The 24599-nt window shown below is 68.0% G+C and carries 20 protein-coding genes; 11 read left to right on the forward strand and 9 right to left on the reverse strand.

The window, feature by feature from the left end:
• The first annotated feature begins 156 nt into the window (after positions 1-156).
• A complete protein-coding gene (gene glmM / locus ACT54R_RS21045; RefSeq protein ID WP_168457524.1) occupies positions 157-1500 on the forward strand; it encodes a phosphoglucosamine mutase in 1344 nt (447 codons plus the stop codon).
• A 95-nt stretch (positions 1501-1595) separates the two neighbouring features.
• On the opposite strand, the gene ACT54R_RS21050 is transcribed toward glmM, so the two are convergent.
• Entirely contained in the window at positions 1596-2234 is a 639-nt protein-coding gene (locus tag ACT54R_RS21050; RefSeq protein ID WP_168457523.1) for a peroxiredoxin, read from the reverse strand.
• Positions 2235-2451: 217 nt separating this feature from the next.
• On the opposite strand from ACT54R_RS21050, the gene ACT54R_RS21055 reads away from it, so the two are divergent.
• Positions 2452-3558 carry a choloylglycine hydrolase family protein gene (locus tag ACT54R_RS21055; RefSeq protein WP_476329576.1) on the forward strand — a complete coding sequence of 369 codons (1107 nt, stop codon included), beginning with the start codon at positions 2452-2454 and terminating at the stop codon, positions 3556-3558.
• Positions 3559-3604: 46 nt separating this feature from the next.
• On the opposite strand, the gene pncB is transcribed toward ACT54R_RS21055, so the two are convergent.
• Both pncB and ACT54R_RS21065 read right to left on the reverse strand, forming a co-directional pair.
• A complete protein-coding gene (gene pncB, locus ACT54R_RS21060) occupies positions 3605-4897 on the reverse strand; it encodes a nicotinate phosphoribosyltransferase (protein ID WP_476329579.1) in 1293 nt (430 codons plus the stop codon).
• A gap of 176 nt (positions 4898-5073) precedes the next feature.
• Complete coding sequence (locus ACT54R_RS21065) at positions 5074-5361, reverse strand: YARHG domain-containing protein (RefSeq protein ID WP_476329582.1); 288 nt, start codon at positions 5359-5361, stop codon at positions 5074-5076.
• Positions 5362-5576: 215 nt separating this feature from the next.
• On the opposite strand from ACT54R_RS21065, the gene gcl reads away from it, so the two are divergent.
• The 5 genes from gcl to ACT54R_RS21090 all read left to right on the forward strand — a co-directional run bounded on the left by gcl (position 5577) and on the right by ACT54R_RS21090 (position 11809).
• Complete coding sequence (gcl, locus tag ACT54R_RS21070) at positions 5577-7352, forward strand: glyoxylate carboligase (RefSeq protein WP_168457518.1); 1776 nt, start codon at positions 5577-5579, stop codon at positions 7350-7352.
• 102 nt (positions 7353-7454) lie between these two features.
• Entirely contained in the window at positions 7455-8234 is a 780-nt protein-coding gene (gene hyi, locus ACT54R_RS21075; protein WP_476329586.1) for a hydroxypyruvate isomerase, read from the forward strand.
• Positions 8235-8395: 161 nt separating this feature from the next.
• Positions 8396-9283, forward strand: coding sequence for a 2-hydroxy-3-oxopropionate reductase (gene glxR / locus ACT54R_RS21080; RefSeq protein WP_476329588.1), 888 nt, complete (start codon positions 8396-8398; stop codon positions 9281-9283).
• Between the two features lie 317 nt (positions 9284-9600).
• Positions 9601-11118, forward strand: coding sequence for a pyruvate kinase (gene pyk / locus ACT54R_RS21085; RefSeq protein WP_476329591.1), 1518 nt, complete (start codon positions 9601-9603; stop codon positions 11116-11118).
• 226 nt (positions 11119-11344) lie between these two features.
• Entirely contained in the window at positions 11345-11809 is a 465-nt protein-coding gene (locus tag ACT54R_RS21090; RefSeq protein ID WP_476329594.1) for a CYTH domain-containing protein, read from the forward strand.
• Between the two features lie 75 nt (positions 11810-11884).
• Here ACT54R_RS21090 and ACT54R_RS21095 read toward each other — a convergent pair whose 3' ends face one another.
• From ACT54R_RS21095 to ACT54R_RS21115, 5 genes are all read right to left on the reverse strand, one after another.
• Positions 11885-12316 (reverse strand): CBS domain-containing protein, encoded by a 432-nt coding sequence (locus ACT54R_RS21095; protein ID WP_476329597.1) that lies wholly within the window; start codon positions 12314-12316, stop codon positions 11885-11887.
• A 156-nt stretch (positions 12317-12472) separates the two neighbouring features.
• Positions 12473-13219: a rhomboid family intramembrane serine protease gene (locus tag ACT54R_RS21100; RefSeq protein WP_476329599.1), complete on the reverse strand. Its 747-nt coding sequence runs from the start codon at positions 13217-13219 to the stop codon at positions 12473-12475.
• Positions 13220-13632: 413 nt separating this feature from the next.
• Positions 13633-14337: an outer membrane protein gene (locus ACT54R_RS21105; protein ID WP_476329602.1), complete on the reverse strand. Its 705-nt coding sequence runs from the start codon at positions 14335-14337 to the stop codon at positions 13633-13635.
• Positions 14338-14581: 244 nt separating this feature from the next.
• Entirely contained in the window at positions 14582-15481 is a 900-nt protein-coding gene (locus ACT54R_RS21110) for a uracil-DNA glycosylase (RefSeq protein WP_476329605.1), read from the reverse strand.
• A gap of 24 nt (positions 15482-15505) precedes the next feature.
• Positions 15506-15901, reverse strand: a complete 396-nt coding sequence (locus ACT54R_RS21115) for an ester cyclase (RefSeq protein WP_476329608.1) — start codon at positions 15899-15901, stop codon at positions 15506-15508.
• Between the two features lie 247 nt (positions 15902-16148).
• On the opposite strand from ACT54R_RS21115, the gene ACT54R_RS21120 reads away from it, so the two are divergent.
• The 4 genes from ACT54R_RS21120 to ACT54R_RS21135 all read left to right on the forward strand — a co-directional run bounded on the left by ACT54R_RS21120 (position 16149) and on the right by ACT54R_RS21135 (position 24158).
• Positions 16149-17822, forward strand: coding sequence for an electron transfer flavoprotein-ubiquinone oxidoreductase (locus tag ACT54R_RS21120; protein ID WP_476329611.1), 1674 nt, complete (start codon positions 16149-16151; stop codon positions 17820-17822).
• Between the two features lie 256 nt (positions 17823-18078).
• Positions 18079-20940, forward strand: coding sequence for a TolB family protein (locus tag ACT54R_RS21125; protein ID WP_476329614.1), 2862 nt, complete (start codon positions 18079-18081; stop codon positions 20938-20940).
• A gap of 112 nt (positions 20941-21052) precedes the next feature.
• Positions 21053-22846 (forward strand): type I secretion system permease/ATPase, encoded by a 1794-nt coding sequence (locus tag ACT54R_RS21130; protein WP_476329617.1) that lies wholly within the window; start codon positions 21053-21055, stop codon positions 22844-22846.
• A gap of 4 nt (positions 22847-22850) precedes the next feature.
• Entirely contained in the window at positions 22851-24158 is a 1308-nt protein-coding gene (locus tag ACT54R_RS21135; protein ID WP_476329620.1) for an HlyD family type I secretion periplasmic adaptor subunit, read from the forward strand.
• An 18-nt stretch (positions 24159-24176) separates the two neighbouring features.
• On the opposite strand, the gene ACT54R_RS21140 is transcribed toward ACT54R_RS21135, so the two are convergent.
• Positions 24177-24596, reverse strand: a complete 420-nt coding sequence (locus ACT54R_RS21140) for a 4-oxalocrotonate tautomerase (RefSeq protein ID WP_476329623.1) — start codon at positions 24594-24596, stop codon at positions 24177-24179.
• Between the last annotated feature and the right edge of the window lie 3 nt (positions 24597-24599).

Consider the following 24599-nt stretch of genomic DNA (forward strand, 5'->3'; position numbering starts at 1 on the left):
CTCACAGAAGGAGCCTGCCCGCAGCAGGGGCGGGAGCGCACGTTGCGAAGCGTCACGAGACGTGATGCGGCGCGGCGGCGCCCCGGTGCTAAAGGCAGGCTCGACGACGTACCGCTGGGGCACGGTGCGGCGGGATAAACGGCGACGAGAGGGACCATGTCGCGCAGGTATTTCGGAACGGACGGCGTGCGCGGGCGCGCCAATGCCTCGCTCACGGCGGATCTGGCGCTGCGGGTGGGCATGGCGGCGGGGCTGGTGTTCCAGCGCGGCGACTATCGCCACCGGGTGGTCATCGGCAAGGACACGCGGCTGTCCGGCTACATGATCGAGAACGCGCTGGTGGCCGGCTTCACCTCGGTGGGCATGGACGTGCTGCTGCTCGGCCCCATGCCGACGCCGGCGGTGGGCATGCTCACGCGCTCCATGCGCGCCGACCTCGGCGTGATGATCTCCGCCTCGCACAATCCGTTCGACGACAACGGCATCAAGCTATTCGGCCCGGACGGCTTCAAGCTTTCCGACGAGGTGGAGCGCGAGATCGAGGAGCTGATCGACGAGGACCTTGCCAAGCGCCTCGCCAAGCCCGCCGAGATCGGCCGTGCCCGGCGGCTGGAGGGCGTGCACGCCCGCTACATCGAATATGCCAAGCGCACTCTGCCGCGGAACCAGTCGTTCGAGGGCATCCGCGTGGTGGTGGACTGCGCCCACGGCGCCGGCTACCGCGTGGCCCCGGAGGCCCTGTGGGAGCTGGGCGCGGAGGTGATCTCCATCGGCGTCGAGCCGGACGGCATGAACATCAACCGGGACGTGGGCTCCACCTCCCCCGCCGCCCTCGCCGCCAAGGTGCGCGAAGTGCGCGCGGACATCGGCATCGCCCTCGACGGTGACGCCGACCGGGTGATGATCGTGGACGAGAAGGGCCACACGGTGGACGGCGACCAGCTCATGGCCGTGATCGCCGAGAGCTTCAAGGAGGACGGCCGGCTCGCCCGCGACGGGCTGGTGGCCACCGTCATGTCCAACCTCGGGCTGGAGCGGCACCTCGCCGGCGAGGGCATCACCCTGGCCCGCACCGGGGTGGGCGACCGCTACGTGCTGGAGCGCATGCGCGCCGATGGCTACAACGTGGGCGGCGAGCAGTCCGGCCACATCATCCTGTCCGACTATTCCACCACGGGCGACGGCCTCGTCGCGGCGCTGCAGGTGCTGGCGGTGGTGGCGCGGCAGGAGAAGCCCGTCTCCGAGGTCTGCCACCGGTTCGATCCGCTGCCGCAGATCCTCAAGAACGTGCGCTACCGCGACGGTGCGCCGCTCGAAAACGAGAAGGTGAAGGTCGCCATCGCCGATGCCGAGCGCCGCCTCTCCAACCACGGCCGCCTGCTCATCCGCCCCTCGGGCACCGAGCCGGTCATCCGGGTGATGGGCGAGGGCGACGACCGCGACCTGGTGGAGACCGTCGTGGACGAGGTGATCGACGCCCTCCAGCGCGCCGCCGCCTGAACGTTGAAGGGCGCCGCGGCGCCCTTCTCCCTGGCAACCCTTGTCATTTAAGCCCCCCGCCCTCCGGCTTCACCGGAGGGCGAAGGCGGCGCCCCTCAGGCGCCGGGCTGGCGCACCACGCGCAGGTAGGGCTTCACGGTCTTCCAGCCGTCCGGGAACTTCTCCTTGGCGGCGTCGTCCGAGAGCGAGGGGACGATGATGACATCGTCGCCCTGCTTCCAGTCCACCGGGGTGGCCACCGAGTGCTTGGCGGTGAGCTGGAGACTGTCCACCACGCGCAGGATTTCCGCAAAGTTGCGGCCGGTGGAGGCCGGGTAGGTGAGCGACAGCTTCAGCTTCTTGTCCGGGCCGATGATGAACACCGAGCGGACGGTGAGCGTGTCGTTCGCATTGGGGTGGATGAGGTCGTAGAGGTCGGAGACCTTGCGGTCGGAATCCGCGATCAGCGGGAAGTTCAGGGTGGCGCCGGTGGCGTCCTTGATGTCGCCCACCCAGGCCGGATGATTGTCGATGGCATCCACCGACAGGCCGAGCAGCTTGACGCCGCGCTTGTCGAATTCCGGCTTCAGGTGGGACGCCTGGCCCAGCTCCGTGGTGCAGACCGGGGTGAAGTTCTTGGGGTGGGAAAACAGGATGCCCCAGCTGTCGCCGAGCCATTCATGAAACTTGATGGGGCCTTCGGTGGTCACGGCCTCGAAATCCGGAACCACATCGCCCAGTCGCAGCGTCGCCATGGTGATCTCCAATAAACATCGAAAAACTGTATATATTTAGATTATACTACAAGTTCGATGCATTTAAAGCGGATTCACGCCCCGTTCGGGCGGACGGTCCGTATCCGCGTGGACCGCGCCGTTCATCACACGTCAGCCTTTGTATGCTCTCGTCGGAGCTTGGCCGGACGAAGCCGATACGCGCCGCGACCAGCGGTCCAAGACGGAGGAAGCATCCATGAAACGCATCCTGGCGGCGGCCCTCGCAGCCGTCCTTCCCCTCCAGAATGCCGGGCCCGCGATGGCCTGCACGGCAGTGAACGTGGTCGCGGCAGACAAGACCGTGATCGCCGGGCGCACCATGGAATGGGCGTTCGACATGAAGTGGACGCTCAAGAGCATCCCCAAGGGCACCACACTCACCTTGACCGCCCCGGCGGACCTCGGCCTGCCCGAGAAGAAGGTGGCGACGCTCTATTCCGCCGTGGGCATCAGCGCCGAGGTCATTCCCGGCGGCGCCATCATCGAGGGCCAGAACGCGGCCGGCCTCGGCATGAGCGGCAATTTCCTGCCCGGCTTCACCACCTACCAGACGGTGACCAAGGCGGACACGTCCTACGTCTCCATCCTCGGCTTCGGCGCCTGGGCGCTCGGCATGCACGGCACCGTGGCCGAGGTGCGCGCCGCGCTGGAAAAGACCAAGGTCTGGGCCGACGCCTCGCTGCCGAGCGGGCCGACCCCGCCCACCATCCACATGGTCTTCACCGATCGCTCGGGCGCCAGCATCGTCGTGGAATATGTGGGCGGCGAGGTGCAGATCCACGACAATGTGGCGAGCGTGCTCACCAACGCGCCGACCTACGGCTGGCACCTCCTGAACCTGCGCAACTACCTCAATGTGTCCACCATGGGCGTCACCGCGCGCCAGTTCGGCACCGCCAACGTCACGGCCATCGGCCAGGGCGGCGGCGCCACCGGACTGCCGGGCGACTTCACGCCGCCCTCGCGCTTCGTGCGGGCGGCGTTCATGCGCCATTACATGGCCCAGCCGAAGGATGCCGGCGACGCCACCGCCGCCATGGGCCACATCCTCAATACCGTGGACATCCCGCTCGGCGTCGCCCAAAGCAAGGAGGGCGATGCGGTGGTCTCGGACTACACCCAGTGGGTGGCCATCAAGGACCTCACCCACAACAGGCTGATGATCGCCGACTACGCGCACCGGGCGACGTTCCTGACCCTCGATCTCGACGCCATCTTCGCGCAGGACAAGCCCAGCGAGCGGTTGGTCACCGACCTGCCGTTCCCGGCGGCGGTGGACGGGACGGCGGCGCTGAGGAACTGAGACGGCGGGAGGTGCGCGCCCCATCACGGAGGGCGCGCGCCAGCCCTCACACCATGGCGCTGCGCGCCACTTGCTCACCCACCTCGAACACCCGCTTGTAGCGCTCGATTTCGCTGGCGGGGCCCATGGCCTTGGTGGGGTTGTCGGAGAGCTTCACGGCCGGGTGGCCGTTGGCGGCGATCACCTTGCAGACGATGGAGATGGGATCGAGCGCGCCGTGGGGCGCCAGGCCCCGGAAATCGTTGGTGAGCAGCGTGCCCCAGCCGAAACCGAGGCGGATGCGGCCGGTGAAGGTGTGGTGGATGCGCGCCACCTCCTCCGCGTCGAGGGCGTCGGAGAAGATGGCGAGCTTCTCCCGCGGGTCCTGCCCGCGGGACTTCCACCAGGCGATGGCCTCCTCGCCGCCGGCGATGGGGTCCTTGCTGTCGATGCGGATGCCGGTCCAGTGCGTCACCCAGTCCGGCGCGCGTTCCAGAAAGCCGGTGGTGCCGTAGGTGTCCGGCAGGATGACGCGCAAATTGCCGTCATAGTCGTCCTGCCAGTCGGCGAGCACCTGGTAGGGCGCCCAGCGCAGTTCGTCCTCGTTGCGGGCGAGCGCCGCATAGACCATGGGCAGTTCGTGGGCGTTGGTGCCGGTGGCCTCCACCTCGTGGCGCAGGGCGATGAGGCAGTTGGAGGTGCCGAGGAAGCCGTCGCCCAGGCCCTCCATGAGCGCCTGCACGCACCAGTCCTGCCACAGATAGCCGTGGCGGCGGCGGGTGCCGAAATCGGCGATGTTGATGCGGCCGAGGGATTTCAGGAACTGCACCTTCTCCCACACCCGCGCCATGGCCCGGGCATAGAGGATCTGCAGCTCGAACTTGCCCATGCCCTTCAGCACCGCGCGCGAGCGCAGTTCGTTGATGATGGAGAGGGCGGGGATCTCCCACATGGTGGTTTCCACCCACGGTCCCTCGAAGGTCAGCTCATACTGGCCGTCCACCTTCTCCAGATGATAGGCGGGGAAGCGGAAGCCCTCCAGCCAGGCCACATAGTCCGGCGAGAACATCTGACGCTTGCCGTAGAACATGTTGCCGCGCAGCCAGGTGCTCTCGCCGCGGGTGAGCGAGAGCGAGCGCACATGGTCGAGCTGTTCGCGCAGGGCGCCGATGTCGATGATGTCGGCGAGCCGCACCGAGGTGGAGCGGTTGTGGATGCCGAAGGTGACGCGGGTCGCCCGGTGCCGGTTGAAGATCGTCTGCCCCATCAGCAGCTTGTAGAAGTCCGTGTCGAGCACGGACCGCACGATGGGGTCGATCTTCCAGGTGTGGTTGTAGACGCGCGTGGCGATGTCGGTCATGGGCGCCGAGCCAACTCGTTCGGGTGAAAGGCGTTCGGGTTCGGTCGGGCGGAGCAGCGGGCGGACAACCGCACGGGGCCCCGACGGGGCGGGACGGTATCTATAGCACGCCGCGCGCGATCGTCGCGGCCCTCTGCGATCTTCTCGCAACAACCGGCGCCTCAGCCACAGCCCCCTCAGCGGCAGCCCTTTCGGGCTTCCCAGGCCTGCACCTCGTTCACATAGCGCTGCTGGTCCGGCGTCAATTTGCCGAACGGCGCGTAGCAGCGGGCACCGAAGGTGGCGATGGCGTCCTTGGTCTTGAAGCAATAGCCCTGCTCGGCATAGACGGCGTTGCGCTGGTACCACAGCGCCTTGCAGGACAGTTCGCTCAGCGCCTGCGCGCTGGCGCCTGACACGAAAACCGTTGCCGCAACGGCCCCGAGGACCACAGCCGCGAGCCCCCTCCCCTTCCCTTTTGCCATCCCCGCCTCCCCCTTTGCCGCACCCTGTCACCGCCCGAGGCGGCCAGCGGGTGCGCCCCGCAGCATTATTGCTCAGATGGCACGAATGTCATTCCGTTTCTTCCCATAGAAGCGAAAACGGCGCGGGCGTATCCAATACGAAAGTCCAAAGCCGTGACGATCCGACCCGGATCGCGGCCCGCCAGGACGAAGCAACAATACAAGGGAGGACTGCCATGGCCCGCATGCGCGCCGTCGACGCCGCCGTCCGTGTTCTCGAGAAGGAAGGCATCTCCTGCGCCTTCGGTGTTCCGGGCGCGGCCATCAATCCCCTCTATTCCGCCATGAAGGCGCGCGGCTCCATCCGCCACGTGCTGGCGCGCCATGTCGAGGGCGCCTCCCACATGGCCGAGGGCTACACCCGCGCGGTGGCCGGCAATATCGGCGTGTGCATCGGCACCTCCGGCCCCGCCGGCACGGACATGATCACCGGCCTCTACTCGGCCTCGGCGGATTCGATCCCGATCCTGTGCATCACCGGCCAGGCGCCGCGCGCCCGCCTCTACAAGGAAGACTTCCAGGCGGTGGACATCGAATCCATCGCCAAGCCCGTCACCAAGTGGGCGGTGACCGTGCGCGAGCCGGCGCTGGTCCCCATGGTGTTCCAGCAGGCGTTCCACGTCATGCGCTCCGGCCGCCCCGGCCCGGTGCTCATCGACCTGCCCATCGACGTGCAGATGGCGGAGATCGAGTTCGACGAGGAGACCTACGCGCCGCTCCCGGTCTACAAGCCGTCCGCCACCCGGGCGCAGATCGACAAGGCGATGGGGATGATCCTCGACGCCAACAAGCCGCTCATCGTCGCCGGCGGCGGCATCATCAATGCCGATGCCTCCGACCTGCTGGTGGAGTTCGCCGAGCTGACCGGCATCCCGGTCATCCCGACCCTCATGGGCTGGGGCACCATTCCCGACGACCATCCGCTGATGGCCGGCATGTGCGGCCTCCAGACCTCGCACCGCTACGGCAATGCGAACATGCTGGCGTCCGACTTCGTGGTCGGCATCGGCAACCGCTGGGCCAACCGCCACACCGGCTCGGTGGAGGTCTACACCCAGGGCCGCAAGTTCATCCACGTGGACATCGAGCCCACCCAGATCGGCCGCGTGTTCGGCCCCGACTTCGGCATCGTCTCCGACGCGAAGGCGGCGCTGGAGCTGTTCGTGACCGCCGCCAAGGAGCTGAAGGCCGCCGGCAAGCTGCCGGACTGGACCGCCTGGGCCGACGAATGCCTCGGCCGCAAGCAGACCATGCTGCGCAAGAGCCATTTCGACGCCGTGCCGCTGAAGCCCCAGCGGGTCTACGAGGAGATGAACGAGGCGCTGGGCCGCGACGTCACCTACGTCTCCACCATCGGCCTCTCGCAGATCGCCGGCGCGCAGTTCCTGCACGTCTACCATCCGCGCCACTGGATCAATTGCGGCCAGGCCGGCCCCCTCGGCTGGACCCTCCCGGCGGCCCTCGGCGTGCGCGCCGCGCGGCCCGACGCGAAGATCGTCGCGCTCTCGGGCGACTACGACTTCCAGTTCCTCATTGAGGAGCTGGCGGTGGGCGCACAGCACAAGCTGCCCTACCTGCACGTGGTGGTGAACAACTCCTACCTCGGCCTGATCCGTCAGGCGCAGCGCGGCTTCAACATGGACTTCGAGGTCAGCCTCTCCTTCGACAACATCAATTCGGAGGAGATCGGGGCCTACGGCGTGGACCATGTGGCGGTGGCCGAGGGCCTCGGCTGCAAGGCCATCCGCGTGCGCACCCCGAACGAGTTCAAGGATGCCTTCGCCAACGCCCAGAAGCTCATGGACGAGCATCAGGTGCCGGTGGTGCTGGAATTCATCCTGGAGCGCGTGACCAACATCGCCATGGGCGTGGAGATCAACGCGGTGAACGAGTTCGAGGAAGTCCTCGACATCCCGCTCAGCGAGGTGCGTTCCCTGGAGCCGGCCGAGTAAGGCCGGCGCACAAACACTCTTATCGATTTAAAAAAGCCTGGATGCCCCGGCCGCGCCGGGGCATGACAGTGCGCCACAACGGCTCAGCCCGCGGAGAGACGCATGCCCAAGTTCGCCGCCAATCTCACCATGCTGTGGAACGAGATCGATTTCCTCGACCGCTTCGAGAAGGCGGCCAATGCCGGCTTCACGGGCGTCGAATATCTCTTCCCCTACCCCTATGAGAAGGACGCGCTGGCCGAGAAGCTGGCGAAGTACAGCCTCACCCAGGCGCTGCACAATTTGCCGGCCGGCGACTGGGCGGCGGGCGAGCGCGGCATCGCCTGCATCCCCGGCCGCGAGGGCGAGTTCCAGGACAGCGTCGGCAAGGGCATCGAGTATGCGAAGGCCCTGAACACCAAGGCCATCAACTGCCTCGCCGGCCTCACCCCCAAGGACGTGCCGGCGGAGAAGGTCCACGAGACCCTGATCAAGAACCTGAAGTTCGCCGCGGCGGAGCTGAAGAAGGCGGGCATCCCGTTCGTTGTCGAGGCCATCAACACCCGCGACATTCCCGGCTTCCACCTCCACAACACCAAGCAGACGCTGGCGGTACTGGATGAGGTCGGCGCGGACGACATCTTCTTCCAGTACGACATCTACCACATGCAGATCATGGAAGGGGATCTCACCCCCACGATCCGCAACAACATCGCCCGCATCAAGCACATCCAGCTCGCGGACAATCCCGGCCGCGGCGAGCCGGGCACGGGCGAGATCAACTATCCCTTCCTGTTCAAGGCCATCGACGACACCGGCTACGACGGCTGGATCGGCTGCGAATACAAGCCGAAGACCACCACCGACGAAGGCATCGGCTGGTTCGCCCCCTACAAGGGCTGAGCGGTTGTACCCCTCTCCCCTTGCGGGAGAGGGTGGACCGCGGCATCGCCGCGGGACGGGTGAGGGGTCCGGCGCCGCCCCCTCACCCCCAACCCCTCTCCCGCGAGGGGAGAGGGGAGCGGCCCCGCGAGACACAAAAGCACTCTTCAGGAGAAACGCACATGAACGTGGGATTCATCGGCCTCGGCATCATGGGCGGCCCCATGGCCGGCCACCTCATCGACGCCGGGCACACGCTGTTCGTCTATGACGTGGTGAAGGTGCCCGAGGCGCTGACCGCCAAGGGCGCGACCGCCTGCGCCTCCTCCGCCGAGGTGGCGAAGAACGCCGACATCATCATCACCATGGTGCCGGATACCCCGCACGTGGAAGAGGCGCTGTTCGGCAAGGGCGGCGTCGCCGAAGGCCTGTCGGCCGGCAAGACCGTGGTGGACATGAGCTCCATCTCGCCCGTCGCCACCAAGGGCTTCGCCCAGAAGATCAACGCGCTCGGCTGCGACTATCTCGATGCCCCGGTCTCCGGCGGCGAGGTGGGCGCCAAGGCCGCCTCCCTCACCATCATGGTGGGCGGGCCGGACGGCGCGTTCGAGAAGGTGAAGCCGCTGTTCGAGAAGATGGGCAAGAACATCACCCTCGTCGGCGGCAACGGTGACGGCCAGACCACCAAGGTGGCCAACCAGATCATCGTCGCGCTGACCATCGAGGCGGTGGGCGAGGCCCTGCTGTTCGCCTCCAAGGCGGGCGCCAACCCGGCCAAGGTGCGCGAGGCGCTGATGGGCGGCTTCGCGTCGTCCAAGATCCTCGAGATCCACGGCGACCGCATGGTGAAGCGCACCTTCGATCCGGGCTTCCGCATCGAGCTGCACCAGAAGGACCTGAACCTCGCGCTGCAGAGCGCGAAGATGCTGGGCGTGAGCCTGCCCAACACCGCCACCTGCCAGGAGCTGTTCAACGCCTGCGCCGCCCATGGCGGCTCCAAGTGGGACCACTCCGCCATGGTGAAGGCCCTCGAGCTGATGGCCAACCACACCGTGGCCCCGGACGCCTGAGGGCGTCCACAACACACAGAGCCACGACAGCCTTGGCGACGCGCGGCACGTTCCCTGCCCTGCGTCGCCGGCACCCCGGACGGGTCCGCGCGGCCCCTTCGGAAGAGGCGCGCCGACAGCGTTCCCGGCGCGCCTCCGCCACTTCACCTTGCGCCCCCCACCTCCGGCGCCGAACGGGGGGCGACGCGCAGCCAGACCTGCCTGCAACGGTCAGCTTTGCTGCCGTTTATGCGACTTTATGCGTACATCAAAGGCGCGCATGATGCCGCCTAAAACGCATTGAACCGAGCGCGAACGCGCCAGCCGGAGGACGACTCATGCCCAACAAGCGCCACCCCATCCTCAAGCGCCAACGCGCCACCAAGATCGTCGCCACGGTCGGCCCGGCCTCCAACAGCGAGGAGAAGCTGAAGGCGCTGTTCCTCGCCGGCGTGGACGTGTTCCGGCTCAACTTCTCCCACGGCACCCAGGCCGATCACGGCGAGGTGCTGGCCCGCATCCGGCGGCTGGAGAAGGAGATGAACCGGCCCATCGGCGTCATCGCCGACATGCAGGGCCCCAAGCTCCGCATCGGCCGCTTCAAGGACGGCTCCATCGCGCTCAAGGCCGGCGACGTGCTCCACTTCGACGCCGACGTGGACCGCCCCGGCGACGAGACGCGCGTGCCGATTCCCCATCCGGACATCCTCGAAGCCCTCACCGTCGGCTCCACCGTGCTGTGCGACGACGGCAAGGTGCGCCTGAAGGTGGTGAAGAAGGGAGCCGGCTTCCTCGAGGCCCAGGTGGTGGCGGGCACAAAGCTCTCCAACAACAAGGGCTTCAACATCCCGGACGTGGTGCTGCCGCTCTCCCCGCTCACGGAGAAGGATCGCCACGACCTCGAATTCGCCTGCGAGGCGGGGGTCGAGTGGATCGCCCTCTCCTTCGTGCAGCGGCCGGAGGACATCCACGAGGCGCGCGGCCTCATCAAGGACCGCGCCGCCATCATGCTGAAGATGGAGAAGCCCGCCGCGGTGGAGCATCTCACCGAGCTGGTGGAGCTGTCCGACGCCATCATGGTCGCACGCGGCGACCTCGGCGTGGAAATGTCGCTGGCCGAGGTGCCGGCGCTGCAGAAGCGCATGATCGCGGAATCCCGCAAGTACGGCCGCCCGGTGATCGTGGCGACGCAGATGCTGGAATCCATGATCACCGCCCCCGTGCCCACCCGCGCCGAGGTGTCGGACGTGGCCACCGCCGTCTATGAGGGCGCGGACTGCGTGATGCTCTCCGCCGAGACCGCCGCCGGCCAGTTCCCGGTGGAGGCGGTGACCTTCATGGATGACATCATCCGCCATGTGGAGTGCGATCCCGGCTACCGGCAGGTGCTCGACGCCACCCAGTCGGAATGGGGCAAGACCATCGGCGACGCCGTGACCAAGGCCACCTACCAGGCAGCCATGGCGGTGGATGCCTCGGCCTTCGTGGCCTTCACGCTGTCGGGCACCACCGGCCTGCGCGCCGCGCGCGAGCGGCCCGCCATCCCGATCCTCGGCCTCACGCCGAAGGTCGAGACCGCCCGGCGCCTTGCGCTCTCCTACGCCGTGCACGCCGTCCACATGAAGGAGGACATCCACTCCTTCGGCGAGATGGTGGACACCGCCGTGCGCACCGCCGTGGAGCACACCCTTGGCAAGCCGGGCGACCGCCTCGCCATCACCGCCGGCGTGCCGTTCGCCAAGCCCGGCACCACCAACATCATGCGCATCACCACCATCGGTGCCACCAACCCGCCCTCCCGCGACGACCTCGACACCGGGGCGGCGAAAGGGGCCAAGGGCAAGGTACACGCCTGAAACGCGCATGCCTCAAGGGGATGCGCGCCTGACGCGCGCATCCCGCCGCAGCGAAACTTGAGCCTGACCTTAAGCGGCGCACCGTAATGTGCTGCGTGTTGACGCATGCGGCACCATGAAATCGTTTTCGACGATGCCCGAGGGCTTTAGGCGCCGCTTGTGGGCTGGACGAGGGGCGCCCCCTTCGGTCTATGGTGTGGCCATTCACAGCCCAGCCGGCCGCATTATGCCCGTCGAGATCGAGCGCAAGTTCCTCGTGACCTCCAACGCATGGAGAGCGGGCGCGCGCGCCACCCCCATCCGGCAGGGCTACCTGTCGCAGGAGGGCGCGACCGTGCGCATCCGCATCGCCGATGGCGATGCCTTCATCACCGTGAAGGGCAAGACGCAGGGCCTGTCCCGCGCCGAATTCGAATATCCCATCCCCGTCGAGGACGCCCGGGTCATGCTGGAGACGCTCTGCGCCCGGCCGCTGATCGAAAAGACCCGCTATGCCGTGGAGCACGCGGGCCGCCTGTGGACGGTGGATGTGTTCGAGGGCGAGAACGACGGGCTGGTCATGGCCGAGGTGGAGCTCGACGGCATCGACCAGCAGGTCGAGCTGCCGGACTGGGTGGGCGAGGAAGTCACCGCCGATCCCCGCTACCGCAATTCCTCGCTGGTGAACGCCCCGCTCGGCTACGGCAAGTAGGCGGGCGCGGAGTCGCCTCCGCGCCGGACCTCGCGCGCCGGATTTGGCGCGCCTGACGCGCGCCGCACCGGCCCCTCAGGCCGACATGATGTAGTCGCGCAGCTGGGCGCTTTCGCGCTCCATTTCCTCCACGCGATACTTCACCACGTCGCCGATGGAGATGATGCCGACGAGCTTGCCGTTCGACACCACGGGCACGTGGCGGAAGCGGCCGCGGGTCATGCGCTCCATGATCTGGGGCACGGTTTCGTCGGGCGCGCAGGTGACGACGGCCTTGGTCATCAGCCCGGTGATCGGCTCGGCGAGCACGTCCACGCCACGCTCGCCGATGAGGCGCACCACGTCGCGCTCGGAGATGATGCCCTCCACGCCCTGGTCCGCATTGGTGACGACGATGGCGCCGATGCGGTTGCGCGCGAGGCTCGCCACGGCATCGCCGAGGGTGGCGTCGGGGGACAGGGTGACGATGTCGTTGCCCTTGCGGCTCAGGATGACGGTCACGGACATTGGCGCTTTCTCCCTAACTGGTGGCTCCAGGGGCCCGCTCCGCCGACGGGGCCTTCTCTGGAAACGATCCGGACAGGGATGATCCCTCGCATCGCCGTGCGACGCAAGCGCGCAGCGCAGCCTCTCCACCTCGACCTTGGCAGTATGCGGGCCGGCTCAGGCCACGCGCCGGCGGGGCACCGGATCGAACAGCGGGAACAGCAGCAGGCCGGCGACGAAGCCGCCGATATGGGCCTGCCAGGCCACTTCGGCCCCCTCCGTGCCGGGCAGGGAAACGCCCAGCGCGAACAGGAGGTTGAACGCGAACCAGGCGCCGACGAAGATCAGCACCCGCCCGTCGGAGAAATTCTCTTTCAGCGTGCCGGCCGGCTGGTGGTCGGCGAAGATGGAGCGATAGCCCGAGAGCGCGCCGCCCGGCGCGAAGGCGAAGCGCACCGCCGCTGCCATGGTGCCGGAAATGGCCGCCGAGGCGCCGATGAGCGGCGCGATGGCATCGCGATTGGCGAGATAGTGCGCCCCCGCGCCGGCCGCCGCCGTCACCGCGCAGAACAGCCAGAAGCGCGCCGACCCGAACCGCCGCGCCACCGGCGTGCCGAAGGCGAGCAGCCAGACGAGGTTGACGATGAGGTGCATCCAGTTGGCGTGGAGCAGCGCATAGCTCACCGCGGTCCACAGCTTCGGGCCGATGCCGCCCGGCAGATAGAACATGGTGTCCGGCAGCGTGTAGCGCGCCGGGATGAAGGCGAAATAGGTGAGCAGCTCGATGTCCGCGTCCTCGGAGAGGAGGAGCGTGCGGATGGCATGGATCGCCACCAAGCCGAGCGCCATCACCGCCACCGCGCCGGGCACGTTGAAAACGGGTTCCCGATGCGATGTGCCGGGAGTGGTGGGGCGGTCGAGCACGCCCTGCACATAGGTGCCGCCGCCCGGCCCGGCAAGGGAAAAGCGCGGGGGAGCCGAGGGCTTCCCGGATAAGAGACGGCGGTTCCTTGCGCAGCCGTCGCCCTCCGGCCTGACCGGAGGGCCCACCCTGCCGCCAGCACCAGCGTCCGATGACCGGGGCGAATGGCGACATGGGTCCTCCGATCACGTCGGAGGACGACGGCGGTTTGGGGCGGAAAGTCTTGTTCCCCGGACAAGCGACGGCGCAGCCGGAGCGCCGATCCGGGGGACGAGGGCGGCTCCTTGCGCAGCCGTCGCCCTCCGGCCTGACCGGAGGGCCCACCCTACCGCCAGCACCAGCGTCCGATGACCGGAGCGAATGGCGACATGGGTCCTCCGATCACGTCGGAGGACGACGGTGGTTTGGGACGCCCCTACAGCGCGTAGCGCAGGCCGAAGCGCACTTCCTGGGCGGTGGAATTGCCGAGGGACAGGCCGCCGGCATAGGCGGGGCTGCCGAGGTCGAGATAGCGGTAGCCGAGATCGAGGCTGAAGCTGCTGCTCACCGCGAAGGAGACGCCCGCGCCCGCCGACCACGCGAAGTCCCAGCTGTTGCCGGCCGGCTGCAGCGCCGCCGGGGCACTGAGCGAATTGATGGCGAAGCCCACGCCGGCGCTGAGATACGGCGTGAAGCCGGCCAGCGTGATGATGTCCCAATAGACGCTCGCGAGCCCCACCGTGGCGCCGACGCCCAGCCCGAACGGCGAAAGGCTGGCCGAGCCGAGGGAGAGATAGTCGAGGCTCACCTCGCCGCGCAGGAAGGGCAGGAAGCGATAGCCGATGCCGCCGCCCAGCGACCAGCCGGCCCCTGACACATCGAGCCCGGTGGGAAGCCCGAGATAGGACAGGCTGGCGCTGCTGGCGGGGAGATAGCCCACGTCCGCGCGGAAGTACCAGCCGGAGGCGGCATCCTCGCTCACCGTAGGCGCGGCGAGGGAAAAGTCGCCCGGCTTGCCGAGGGCGGCCATCATGGCCTCCATCTCCGCATCCGCCTTGTCGGCCGCGTGCGCCGCGGTCGCCAGCGCCGCCAGCGCGAGAGAGGCCAGAAGAAGACGCCCGGCCCGACCAACCACACCCATCATGACGTCCCGCCCGAGAAAAGCTCTGGAGGGATGTGTGCCACGGGGAGGCTTAAGGCCGGATTAACCCTGATGAAGGGTTAAGCTCCAGACCACGCGCCATTCTGATTGCCTCGCGATCAGAACGGATAACGCGTTCTCTTTCTTGGCGTTAAGGGGGCGATTCACCGATCAGGTTGATTCAACTTCATCGGAGCGCACTCTGATGCGACAAAGGATTTCGCCGCGTCCCGCCGCCATCGGTTCAGGACGCCCCGCGCCCGGCCAGCAGCGCTTCCACCGCCAGCATGTCGCGCCAGGCGAAGCGCTTGCCCAGCGGCGTGCGCAGCAGATAGGCCGGGTGGAAGGTGGCGATGGCGCGGATGGTGCGCGTGCCGGTGTCGTAATCCATGAAGCGGCCGCGCAGCTTGGTGATGCCCTCGGTGGTGCCGAGCAGCGCCTGCGCCGATGGCCCGCCGAGGCAGACGAGGATGTCCGGGTTTGCCAGCTCGATCTGCCGGGCAATGAAGGGCAGGCACACCGCCGTCTCCTGCGGCGTGGGCGTGCGGTTGCCCGGCGGGCGCCAGGGAATGACGTTGGCGATATAGGCGCTGGTGCGGTCGAGGCCGATGGAGGCCAGCATGAGATCCAGCAGCTTGCCGGAGCGGCCGACGAAGGGCAGGCCCTGCTGGTCCTCGTCGCGGCCGGGCGCCTCACCCACGAACATGACCTTGGCGGCCGGATTGCCATCGGCGAACACGAGCCGGCTGGCGGTGCGCTTCAGGGCGCAGCCCTCGAAGCCGTCGAGGATGGCCTTCAGTTCGTCGAGGCTGGCGGCGCCGCGGGCCGCCTCGCGCGCGCCCATCACCGCCTCGTCGGGCGGCTGGGTCACCAGGGCCGGCGTGCCGGTCACCGGGGATGGCGTGGGCCGCGCCGGCTGGTTGCGGGAGGGCGCCGGGCGGTTCGGGGCAAAGCCTGCGGACGGCGCGGATGCGACGGCCTCACGCGCCGGAGCGGCGGGCGGCCGGGGTCGGCTCGCCTCGGCGGCGCTCTCCGCGAAGCGGTCCACCGGCATCTCACCGATGGCCACGTCCACGCCCGCCTCCCAGTGGAAGGCGAGAATGTCGGCCCAGTCGTCGAAGTCCCTGTCGGCGGTCACGTCCATCCGCTCCTTCTAGCAGAGGAACGCTCAGGCGGGGCGCTGCTTGTAGTCGAAATCGATGCCGGACAAGAGCCAGAATTCGGCAATCCGCCCGTCGCGCAGGTGGTAGAAATAGATCACCTCGGTGGCGAACGTCTCCCCCGTCCCGATCATCGTGCAGGAATAAAGGAAGCGGATGGCGAAGCGGTCCGCCTCGGCCACGATGTCGCGGATGTCATAGACCGGGTTGCCGAAATTCTGCACGTCCCACTGCAGCCGGTTGGCGATGTCGGCGAGCGCCAGCGTCCGCGCGCGGTAATGGCCCACCACGTCGGGATGATAGAAGCGCTCCAGCGCCGTGTGGTCGAACGGCCGCCACACCTCGTCCATGAGGCGGTTGGCGAAGGCGCGAACATCTTCGGGGCTCATCTCGGCAATGCTCATGGGCGGCCTCCTTGAGAGGGTGCGGCCCGAACCTAGGCGGGAACGGCGGCGCCGGTAAGGGGTGCAAGAGCCACACCGCGGAAAGCCGCACCTTCTCCCCGGACGGATGGGTTCACCATTTTCAGTCCCGCGGAATTAAATTCCCGCATAGGGAAAGATGTTGCCCTAGACGAGAGTGTGCGGTTGTCTTTGCCGACGTGTCGTGGAAAAAGTCCAATCAACGGGATTGACAGACGGGAGCCGAAGGATGAGCGCGGCGGAACTGCCTGAGCGCGAGGGCATGGATTATGACGTGGTGGTGGTCGGCGCCGGTCCCGCGGGACTTGCCACCGCCATCCGCCTGAAGCAGCAGGCGGCCGAGCGCGGGTCCGACGTGTCCGTCGTGGTGGTGGAGAAGGGCTCCGAGGTCGGCGCCCACATCCTCTCCGGCGCCGTCGTCGATCCGGTGGGCCTCGATGCCCTCATCCCCGGCTGGCGGGAGGAGGCGGATGCGCCCCTCACGGTTCAGGTCACCGACGATCATTTCTACCTGCTCGGCCCGGCCGGCGGCGTGAAGCTGCCCAATTTCGCCATGCCGCCGCTGATGAACAATCACGGCAATTACGTCGGCTCGCTGGGCAATGTCTGCCGCTTCCTCGCCCAGAAGGCCGAGGCGCTGGGCGTGGAAATCTATCCCGGCTTTGCCGCCGACGAGATCCTCTATGACGAGAAGGGCGCGGTCATCGGCATCGCCACCGGCGACATGGGCGTGGACAAGACCGGCGCGCAGAAGGCCGAATTCACCCGCGGCATGGAATTGCGCGGCCGCTACACCGTGTTCGCCGAGGGCGCGCGCGGGCACCTCACCAAGCAGATCATCGCCAAGTACGACCTCGGCGCGGGCCGCGACGTGCCCAAGTTCGGCATCGGCCTGAAGGAACTGTGGAAGGTGAAGCCGGAGAAGCACAAGCCCGGCCTCGTGCAGCACGCCTTCGGCTGGCCGCTCGATTCCAAGACCGGCGGCGGCGCCTTCCTCTATCACATCGACGACGAGCAGGTGGTGGTGGGTTTCGTGGTCCACCTCAACTACCAGAACCCCTGGCTCTCGCCCTTCGATGAGTTCCAGCGCTTCAAGACCCACCCCATGTTCCGCGACACGTTCGAGGGCGCCAAGCGCATCTCCTACGGCGCCCGCGCCATCACCGAGGGCGGGTACCAGAGCGTGCCGAAGCTGTCCTTCCCCGGCGGCGTGCTGGTGGGCTGCGCGGCGGGCTTCGTGAACGTGCCGCGCATCAAGGGCAGCCACAATGCGGTGCTCTCCGGCATGCTGGCCGCCGACCACCTGCTCGACGCCCTTTCCGCCGAACGCAGCCACGACGAGCTTTCCAGCTACGAGGCGACCTGGCGCTCGTCCGCCATCGGCGCGGACCTGAAGAAGGTCCGCAACATGAAGCCGCTGTGGTCCAAGTTCGGCACCTTCCTCGGCATCCCGCTGGGCGCGCTGGACATGTGGACCAACACGTTCGGCTTCTCGCTGTTCGGCACACTGAAGCACGGCAAGACCGACGCGGCGTCCTTGAAGCCAGCGAAGGACTGCAAGAAGATCCAGTATCCCCGCCCGGACGGCGTGCTGACCTTCGACAAGCTCTCCTCGGTGTTCCTCTCGAACACCAACCACGAGGAGAACCAGCAGGTGCATCTGGTGGTGAAGGACATGGCCCTGCAGAAGGCGTCGGAGCACGACGTCTATGCCGGCCCCTCCAACCGCTATTGCCCCGCCGGCGTCTATGAATGGATCGAGGAGGGGGCGGACGCGCCGCGCTTCCAGATCAACGCGCAGAACTGCGTCCACTGCAAGACGTGCGACATCAAGGACCCCAACCAGAACATCACCTGGACGGCGCCGGAAGGCGGCGGCGGGCCCAACTATCCCAACATGTGAGGCGACCGCCCGTTCGCTGGATCATGCCTCGGGGCACGCGCACCGGGCATGACGGCGGACGGCCGCTTCTGCGCCGCAGCAGCCTCGGAAGTCATTCGGGCCGACAACATTCCCTTGCGTCATATTACGCAAGGTCATGCGCAGAACTTTCGGCGGCGCAATACAATAATTGCCCCTGCCGCCTGCGGCGGGAGGTAGACCCCGGCGGCCGCCAAGGCTACTCCTGCTTGTGTGACTGTCAGGGAAGTTGCACAAAATGGCCACGAAGACGAAGGCGCCCGCTTTTGGCGGGCTCGACCGGTCGAAGACGCTTGCGGAAAACACCGTGAACGCCGGCCCGGTGGTGCTGGATTCCAACGTCACCCTCAAGAACCCGGACGGCACCGGCTTCCAGGGCGGCAGCCTCACCGTGAAGCTGGCGAATGCGGGGGTGGACGACCATCTCTCCATCGCCGAGGTGGGCGGCATCACGCTGAAGACGGATGCCGGCACCACCTCCGTCTTCTACAACGGCGTCCGGATCGGCACGGAGACCGTCTCCGGCTCCACCATCACGGTCAGCTTCGACCAGCCGGTGGGCGATGACGCCGCCACGGCCCTCGCCCGCGCCATCGCCTATTCCAACCCCAGCAATACCCCCTCCGCCGCCGCCCACGCGGTGACCTTCACCGCCGTCGACGCCGAGCACAGCTCGATCTCCGCGACCATGCAGCTGAAGGTGAAAGCGGAGAACGATGCGCCGGTGTTCTCCAACCTGGGGCCGGCTTCGTCTCACACGCCGGCCAAGGCCACCGGTGGCGTCGTCATCGACGGCGACGCCCATGTGGCAAACCCTGATGGAACGGGCTTCAAGGGCGGCAAGCTGACCGTCCATATGGACGGCGCGACCGCCACGGACCAGCTCTATCTCGCCAGCGGCCCGTTCACCGTCTCCGGCACCAAGCTGATGCTGGATGGCAAGCAGGTGGGCACCGTTTCCGCCAACGGCGCCTCGGGCCACGATCTCGCGTTCACCTTCAAGTCGAACATTGCCGTTTCCGACGCGCAGATGAGCGCGCTGATGGATCAGGTGTCCTATCGCTCGACGACCAACACTCCGACCGCCTCGTCCCATGACGTGACCTTTACCGTGACCGATGCGGAGAAGAGCGCGGTCAGCGCGCACGTGACACTCGCGTTCGAGAACCAGGCGCCGACGATTGTGGCGTCGAATCTCACCGGAGGCATTGCACTTTTGTCAATCGACGCCGCCGGCGCGCAGATGCATGCTGCCAGCACAAACGCGGCCATTTCCGGCAACGGCACAGAAGTCGTCTTCATTTCCAGACCAGATGCCTTCACTTCTGACATCTATATAAAGGATCTTTCAACCGGAACATTGACGCCCTTCGCCATCAATGGCTCTGGCGCACAAAACTACCAATACAGCTCGAGCAGCATCTCCATTTCGCAAGACGGCCACGAGGTGGCATTCGCCTCCTTCCTACCGAACCTCGTTCCGAATGACACCAATTCGACTGGGGATATTTTTGTCAAGAATGTAGATACTGGAGCGACGGTGCGGGCCTCAACCAGCTCTTTTGGGGCTGAAGCAAACGGCGAAAGCTTTTATACCGCAATATCGCCCGACGGGACCAAAGTTGTATTTTCTTCGACTGCCAATAATCTAGTTGGTGACTACAGTTTTCGCGGCCTTTTTATGAGGGACCTCACCACCGGAGAAACAACCCCAGTACCAATCAGCGCGACCAACCCTACGCCTGGCTACAACCCGGCATTCTCCCCAGATGGCAAGAGCATTGCTTTCGTGGCTATCGGTAGTGCGTCCGGACCCGATGCCGCATTCGCAAGTTTTTGCATTTATACAAAAGACCTGACGACCGGAGCCGTAACCTACGTGTCTGCGGTGGACCAAGTCACGCAGCCCGTCTTCTCGCCGGACGGCACCAAGATTGCATTCGTCTCCAATGAAAACTCCGTCATAAACGGCGGCGAGCCAGTGGGATCACACCTCTTTATAAAGGATCTTCAGACGGGTGAAATCACCTGCGTGAGCTCGCCGGGCGGCATCCTGCCGAGTGACGGAGGCGTAGGCAACGCCTTCTCGTTTTCGGCCGACGGCACCAAGATCGTCTTCTCTTCTTCCGAATCAACGCTACCCGGAAACACCAACGGCCTCTCGAACATCTTCGTGGCCGACCTTCAGACGGGGGCGATCACCCGGATTGCGCCCGAGGCCAATGGCGCCAGTCGCGACCCCGTCTTCACGCCCGATGGCGCGCACGTCATCTTCACCTCCGACGCGACCAATCTCGTCGCCAACGACACGAATGGCGCCTCCGATCTCTTCATGGCGCCGATCCCCACCACGTCCGTCACCAGCGCCATCCTCACCGAGGACGCGGCGCGCAAGACGCTGAATGCGGCCGGCACTTTCTATTTCGCCGATGCGGATGCGAAGGACACCCATGCGGTGAGCGTCGCCGCGCCGGACGGGGCGCTGGGCACGCTGTCCGCCAAGGTGGTGAGCGACATGAACGGCACCGGCGCCGTGGTTTGGTCCTATGTGGTGGACGAGACCAAGGTGGAGCCGCTGGCGGCCGGCGAGACGAAGGTGGAGACCTTCGCCCTGACGCTAGACGACCATCACGGCGGCACCGTCACCCAGAACGTCACCGTCACCCTCACCGGCACGGGCGACGGCGGCGTCGCCCCCATGGTCGCGAGCTTCGCCCTCGCGCCGGACACCGCGTCCGCCCCCACGTCGGGCAGCGATCTGTGGGCCACGGTGGCAGCCAGCCTCTCCGGGGCGGGCGAGGTGCTGCCCGGGCTGTTTGACGGGCTGGAACAGCGCATCGCGGCGCTGGAGGCCGCGCACGGGTCCGCGGGAAGCGCCGGCGGCACGGCTCCCCACGCGGGCGGCGGGGATGCGGCGCTGCTTGCGACCCATCTGGAGCCCGCCGTCGTCGATCTCCTCCACACCCTGTGGAGCGAGGTTTCCAGCCACGCGACCAGCACGGCGGCCGCGCACCCGTTGACGGACGGGGCGCAGGCCATCGCCGCCCATCTGTGGGATGTGCTGCATACCCCGCACGACAGCGGCCATTCCCTCGTCTGAGGGGTGACCGCGCCGGCCGCCCCGGCGGGCGAATAGCCTTCGCCGGGCTTGCGGCCTAAAGGAAGAGGCAGGCTCCGCCCGTCAGGGGGCGGAGCGCGATCAGGGCGCCATCTTGCAACCGACCAGCCCCGCCAGCAGCGCATCCGGCCGGCACAGCACGCGGCCCACGGCCTCCGCCGCCGAGGCGGACCTGCCGTCGCGCGCGCTCGCCTCCTGCCGCAGGGCGTTCCTTGCGGTGGCGCTGTTCTCGGCGGCGGTCAACGTGCTGATGCTCGCCGGCTCCTTCTACATGCTGCAGGTCTACGACCGGGTGCTGCCGTCGCGCAGCATCCCGACGCTGGTGGCGCTGACCCTTGCCGTCGCCATCGTCTATGCGGTGCAGGGGCTGTTCGATGCCCTGCGCCAGCGCATCCTCGGACGCATCGGCGTGGCGCTGGACCAGTCCCTGTCGGGTGAGGTGGCCCGCGTCATCCTGCGCCAGGCCGCGCGGGGCGGCGGCGAGGGCACCATGCGGCTGGCGCGCGACCTCGATGCGGTGCGCACCTTCCTCTCCGGCGTCGGACCCATGGCCCTGTTCGACCTGCCCTGGATCCCGCTTTACGTGGGCGCGTGCTTCCTGCTGCACCCCGTGCTGGGCGTCATCCTCGTGGCCGGCGCCTCGCTGCTGGTGGGCCTCACGCTCCTCACGGAGGCGGGCACGCGGCGCCGGGTGGACGAGGCAGGGCGCGCCGGTGCCGCCCGCGGCGCCTTGCTGGAACAGGCGCGGCGCAACGGCGAGGTGGTGGCCGCCCTCGGCCTGACCAGCCGGCTCATCGCCCGCCTCGACGGGCACGGCGATGCCGCCGTGACCGCCCAGCAGCGGGCGGCGGATGTCTCCGGCGGGCTCGGCGCCATCTCCAAGGTGCTGCGCTTCATGCTCCAGTCCGGGATGCTCGGAGCGGGCGCATGGCTGGTCATCGAGGGGCAGGCCTCCTCCGGCGTCATGATCGCCTCCTCCGTCATCGCCAGCCGGGCGCTCGCGCCGGTGGAGCTGGCCATTTCCTCCTGGCGCCCGTTCCTCGCCGCGCGGCAGGCCTGGCAGCGGCTGCGGGCGGCCCTGGGCACGCCGCACCCGGCCGCGCTCGCCGTCACGCCGGACACCGCGCGCCAGCGCCTGAGGCTGGACCAGATCACGGTGGCCGCGCCCGGCGCGACCACCGCCATCCTGTCCCAGGTGAGCTTTTCCCTGGAGGCCGGGCAGGTGCTCGGCGTGGTGGGGCCGTCCGCCTCCGGCAAGTCGTCGCTGGCGCGGGTGATGGTGGGCGTGTGGCCGGCGGCGCGGGGCGAACTGCGGCTGGACGGCGCCACCCTCGACCAGTGGCCGGAGGAGGCGCGCGGCGCCATGCTCGGCTACCTGCCGCAGGACGTGGAGCTGTTCGACGGCACCGTGGCCGAGACGATCTCCCGCTTCGATCCCGCCGCCACCGAGGAGACGGTACGCGCCGCCGCCCGCGCGGCCGGCGCCTATGACATGATCCTGCGCCTGCCGCAGGGCTTCGCCACCCGCATCGGCGAGAGCGGCAGCATCCTCTCCGGCGGGCAGCGCCAGCGCCTCGCCCTCGCCCGCGCGCTGTACGGCGACCCGTTCCTCGTGGTGCTCGACGAGCCCAATGCCAGTCTGGACACGGAAGGCGAGGCAGCGCTGGCGGAGGCGATCCGCGGGGTGAAGGCGCGCGGCGGCATCTGCGTGGTCATCGCCCACCGGCCCGCGGCGCTCGCCACCGCGGATCTGGTGCTCGTCCTCGCCGAAGGCCGGATGCAGGCGTTCGGCCCCCGCGACGAGGTGCTGAAGAAGGCGCTGGCGGCGCGCGCGCCCGGTGGCGACGACGGCGCGCCCAAGCCGCGCATCGTCGCCGAGCGGGGGTGAGGCCATGACGCGCATCGACCCCCACCGCGATATCAGGAAGGCCGGCCTTGCCGGCCTGTGCACCCTCGGCGTGCTGCTCGGCACGGCCGGCGTCTGGGCCACCACCGTGCCCCTCTCCGGTGCCGTCATCGCGCCCGGACAGGTGGTGGTGGAAAGCAGCGTGCGGCGCGTCCAGCACCCCACCGGCGGCATCGTCGCCGAAATCCGCGTCACGGACGGAGATGCGGTGAAGGCGGGCGACGTCCTGCTGCGGCTGGACGAGACCACCGCCCGCGCCAGCCTCGCCATGGTGGACAACCAGCTCAGCCAGCTGCGCGCCCGCAAGGCGCGGCTCGAAGCCGAGCGCGACGGCCGCGACACGCTCGATCCGCCGGCCGCGCTGGCCCATCCGGACGATCCGGCGGTGGCGGCCGAGATCGCCGCGGACCTCGCCGGCGAGACCGCCCTGTTCCGCTCCCGCCGCGCCGCCATGGAGGGCCAGACCTCCCAGTTGCGCGAGCGCATCGCCCAGACCCGGCAGGAGATCGAAGGCCTCGAGGCGCAGATCGCCTCCAAGCAGGAGCAGAGCCGCATCATCCGGCTGGAGCTGGAAGGCGTCCGCACCCTCTATCAGGCCAATCTCGTCGCCCTCTCGCGCCTGACGGGCCTGGAGCGCGAGGCGGCGCGGCTTTCGGGCGAGGCGGGCCAGTTCACCGCCGAGGTCGCCCGCGCCCGCGGCCGCATCGCTGAGACGGAGCTGCAGATCCTCCAGCTCGGCCAGGACCAGCGGCGCGAGGTGGCGACCGACCTGCGGGACACCGAGGCGAAGATCGCCGATCTCGTGGAGCGGCGCATCGCCGCCCTCGACCAGCTCCAGCGGCTGGACGTGCGCGCCCCCGCGGCCGGCATCGTTCACGAGAGCACGGCGCATACGGTGGGGGGCGTGATCGCCGCCGGCGAGCAGATCATGCTGATCGTGCCGGAGCACGACGCCTTCGTGGTGGAGGCGCGCGTCGAGCCGCAGATGATCGACCGCCTCAAGGCGGGGCAGGACGTGGCCCTGCGCTTCTCCGCCTTCGACAGCGCCACCACCCCGCAGGTGGACGGCGTGGTGGTGCGCGTGTCGCCCGACCTCTCCCACGTGCCCCAGGGCGGCCAGCCGTATTATCTGGTGCGGATCGCCCTCAAGCCGGGCGAGCGGGCGAAGCTCGGCAAGGGTCTGGTGCCGGGCATGCCGGTGGAAGCCTTCATCCGCACCGGCAGCCGCACCGCCCTTGCCTATCTGGTGAAACCGGTGGAAGACCAGCTGATGCGGGCCTTCCGGCACGATTGAACGGGTGCGCCCGGCGCCTCAGCCGGCGCCGGAGAGCGCGGCGCCGATCTCGGCGTTGGTCATCGCCTTGCCGCCCAAGTTCCAGGTGCCATCGACGGCGTGAACGCCGTTGGACCACACCCTCTCCTTCGGCAGCCGGCCGCCGGACAGGTCGTGCAGGATCTGCGTCGCCTCGCCGAAGAAGGCGGCCTGAACGGCGCGGTCCGCCAGCGCGAAGGACGGCGTCTTGGTCTCCACCCAGGCGCCCTCCACTTCCTCGCCCCCGGCGAAGGTCGCGCCCTGGGGCAGGATGTTCACATGGGTTGTGACGTTGGGGGCCATGAGGCCGTGGCCCGAAAGGCCGTGGTGGCGAAGGAAGGACGCGGTGATGAGGGCGACCGCCTCCTTCACCCTGGCCTGCGGCAGGACGCCTTCGGTGAGCGTCAGCGTGATCGGCATGGC

It is taken from the genome of Xanthobacter sp. DMC47 (genome assembly GCF_056313845.1).

Coding starts and splice junctions, on each gene's coding strand:
- ACT54R_RS21065 (WP_476329582.1), bottom strand. CDS start 5,361: ATGGCAAAAGGGAAGGGGAGGGGGCTCGCGGCTGTGGTCCTCGGGGCC.
- ACT54R_RS21110 (WP_476329605.1), bottom strand. CDS start 15,481: ATGGACGTGACCGCCGACAGGGACTTCGACGACTGGGCCGACATTCTC.
- ACT54R_RS21140 (WP_476329623.1), bottom strand. CDS start 24,596: ATGCCGATCACGCTGACGCTCACCGAAGGCGTCCTGCCGCAGGCCAGG.
- ACT54R_RS21090 (WP_476329594.1), top strand. CDS start 11,345: ATGCCCGTCGAGATCGAGCGCAAGTTCCTCGTGACCTCCAACGCATGG.
- ACT54R_RS21105 (WP_476329602.1), bottom strand. CDS start 14,337: ATGGGTGTGGTTGGTCGGGCCGGGCGTCTTCTTCTGGCCTCTCTCGCG.
- pyk (WP_476329591.1), top strand. CDS start 9,601: ATGCCCAACAAGCGCCACCCCATCCTCAAGCGCCAACGCGCCACCAAG.
- ACT54R_RS21115 (WP_476329608.1), bottom strand. CDS start 15,901: ATGAGCATTGCCGAGATGAGCCCCGAAGATGTTCGCGCCTTCGCCAAC.
- ACT54R_RS21055 (WP_476329576.1), top strand. CDS start 2,452: ATGAAACGCATCCTGGCGGCGGCCCTCGCAGCCGTCCTTCCCCTCCAG.
- gcl (WP_168457518.1), top strand. CDS start 5,577: ATGGCCCGCATGCGCGCCGTCGACGCCGCCGTCCGTGTTCTCGAGAAG.
- ACT54R_RS21135 (WP_476329620.1), top strand. CDS start 22,851: ATGACGCGCATCGACCCCCACCGCGATATCAGGAAGGCCGGCCTTGCC.
- ACT54R_RS21050 (WP_168457523.1), bottom strand. CDS start 2,234: ATGGCGACGCTGCGACTGGGCGATGTGGTTCCGGATTTCGAGGCCGTG.
- glmM (WP_168457524.1), top strand. CDS start 157: ATGTCGCGCAGGTATTTCGGAACGGACGGCGTGCGCGGGCGCGCCAAT.
- pncB (WP_476329579.1), bottom strand. CDS start 4,897: ATGACCGACATCGCCACGCGCGTCTACAACCACACCTGGAAGATCGAC.
- hyi (WP_476329586.1), top strand. CDS start 7,455: ATGCCCAAGTTCGCCGCCAATCTCACCATGCTGTGGAACGAGATCGAT.
- ACT54R_RS21125 (WP_476329614.1), top strand. CDS start 18,079: ATGGCCACGAAGACGAAGGCGCCCGCTTTTGGCGGGCTCGACCGGTCG.
- ACT54R_RS21095 (WP_476329597.1), bottom strand. CDS start 12,316: ATGTCCGTGACCGTCATCCTGAGCCGCAAGGGCAACGACATCGTCACC.
- glxR (WP_476329588.1), top strand. CDS start 8,396: ATGAACGTGGGATTCATCGGCCTCGGCATCATGGGCGGCCCCATGGCC.
- ACT54R_RS21120 (WP_476329611.1), top strand. CDS start 16,149: ATGAGCGCGGCGGAACTGCCTGAGCGCGAGGGCATGGATTATGACGTG.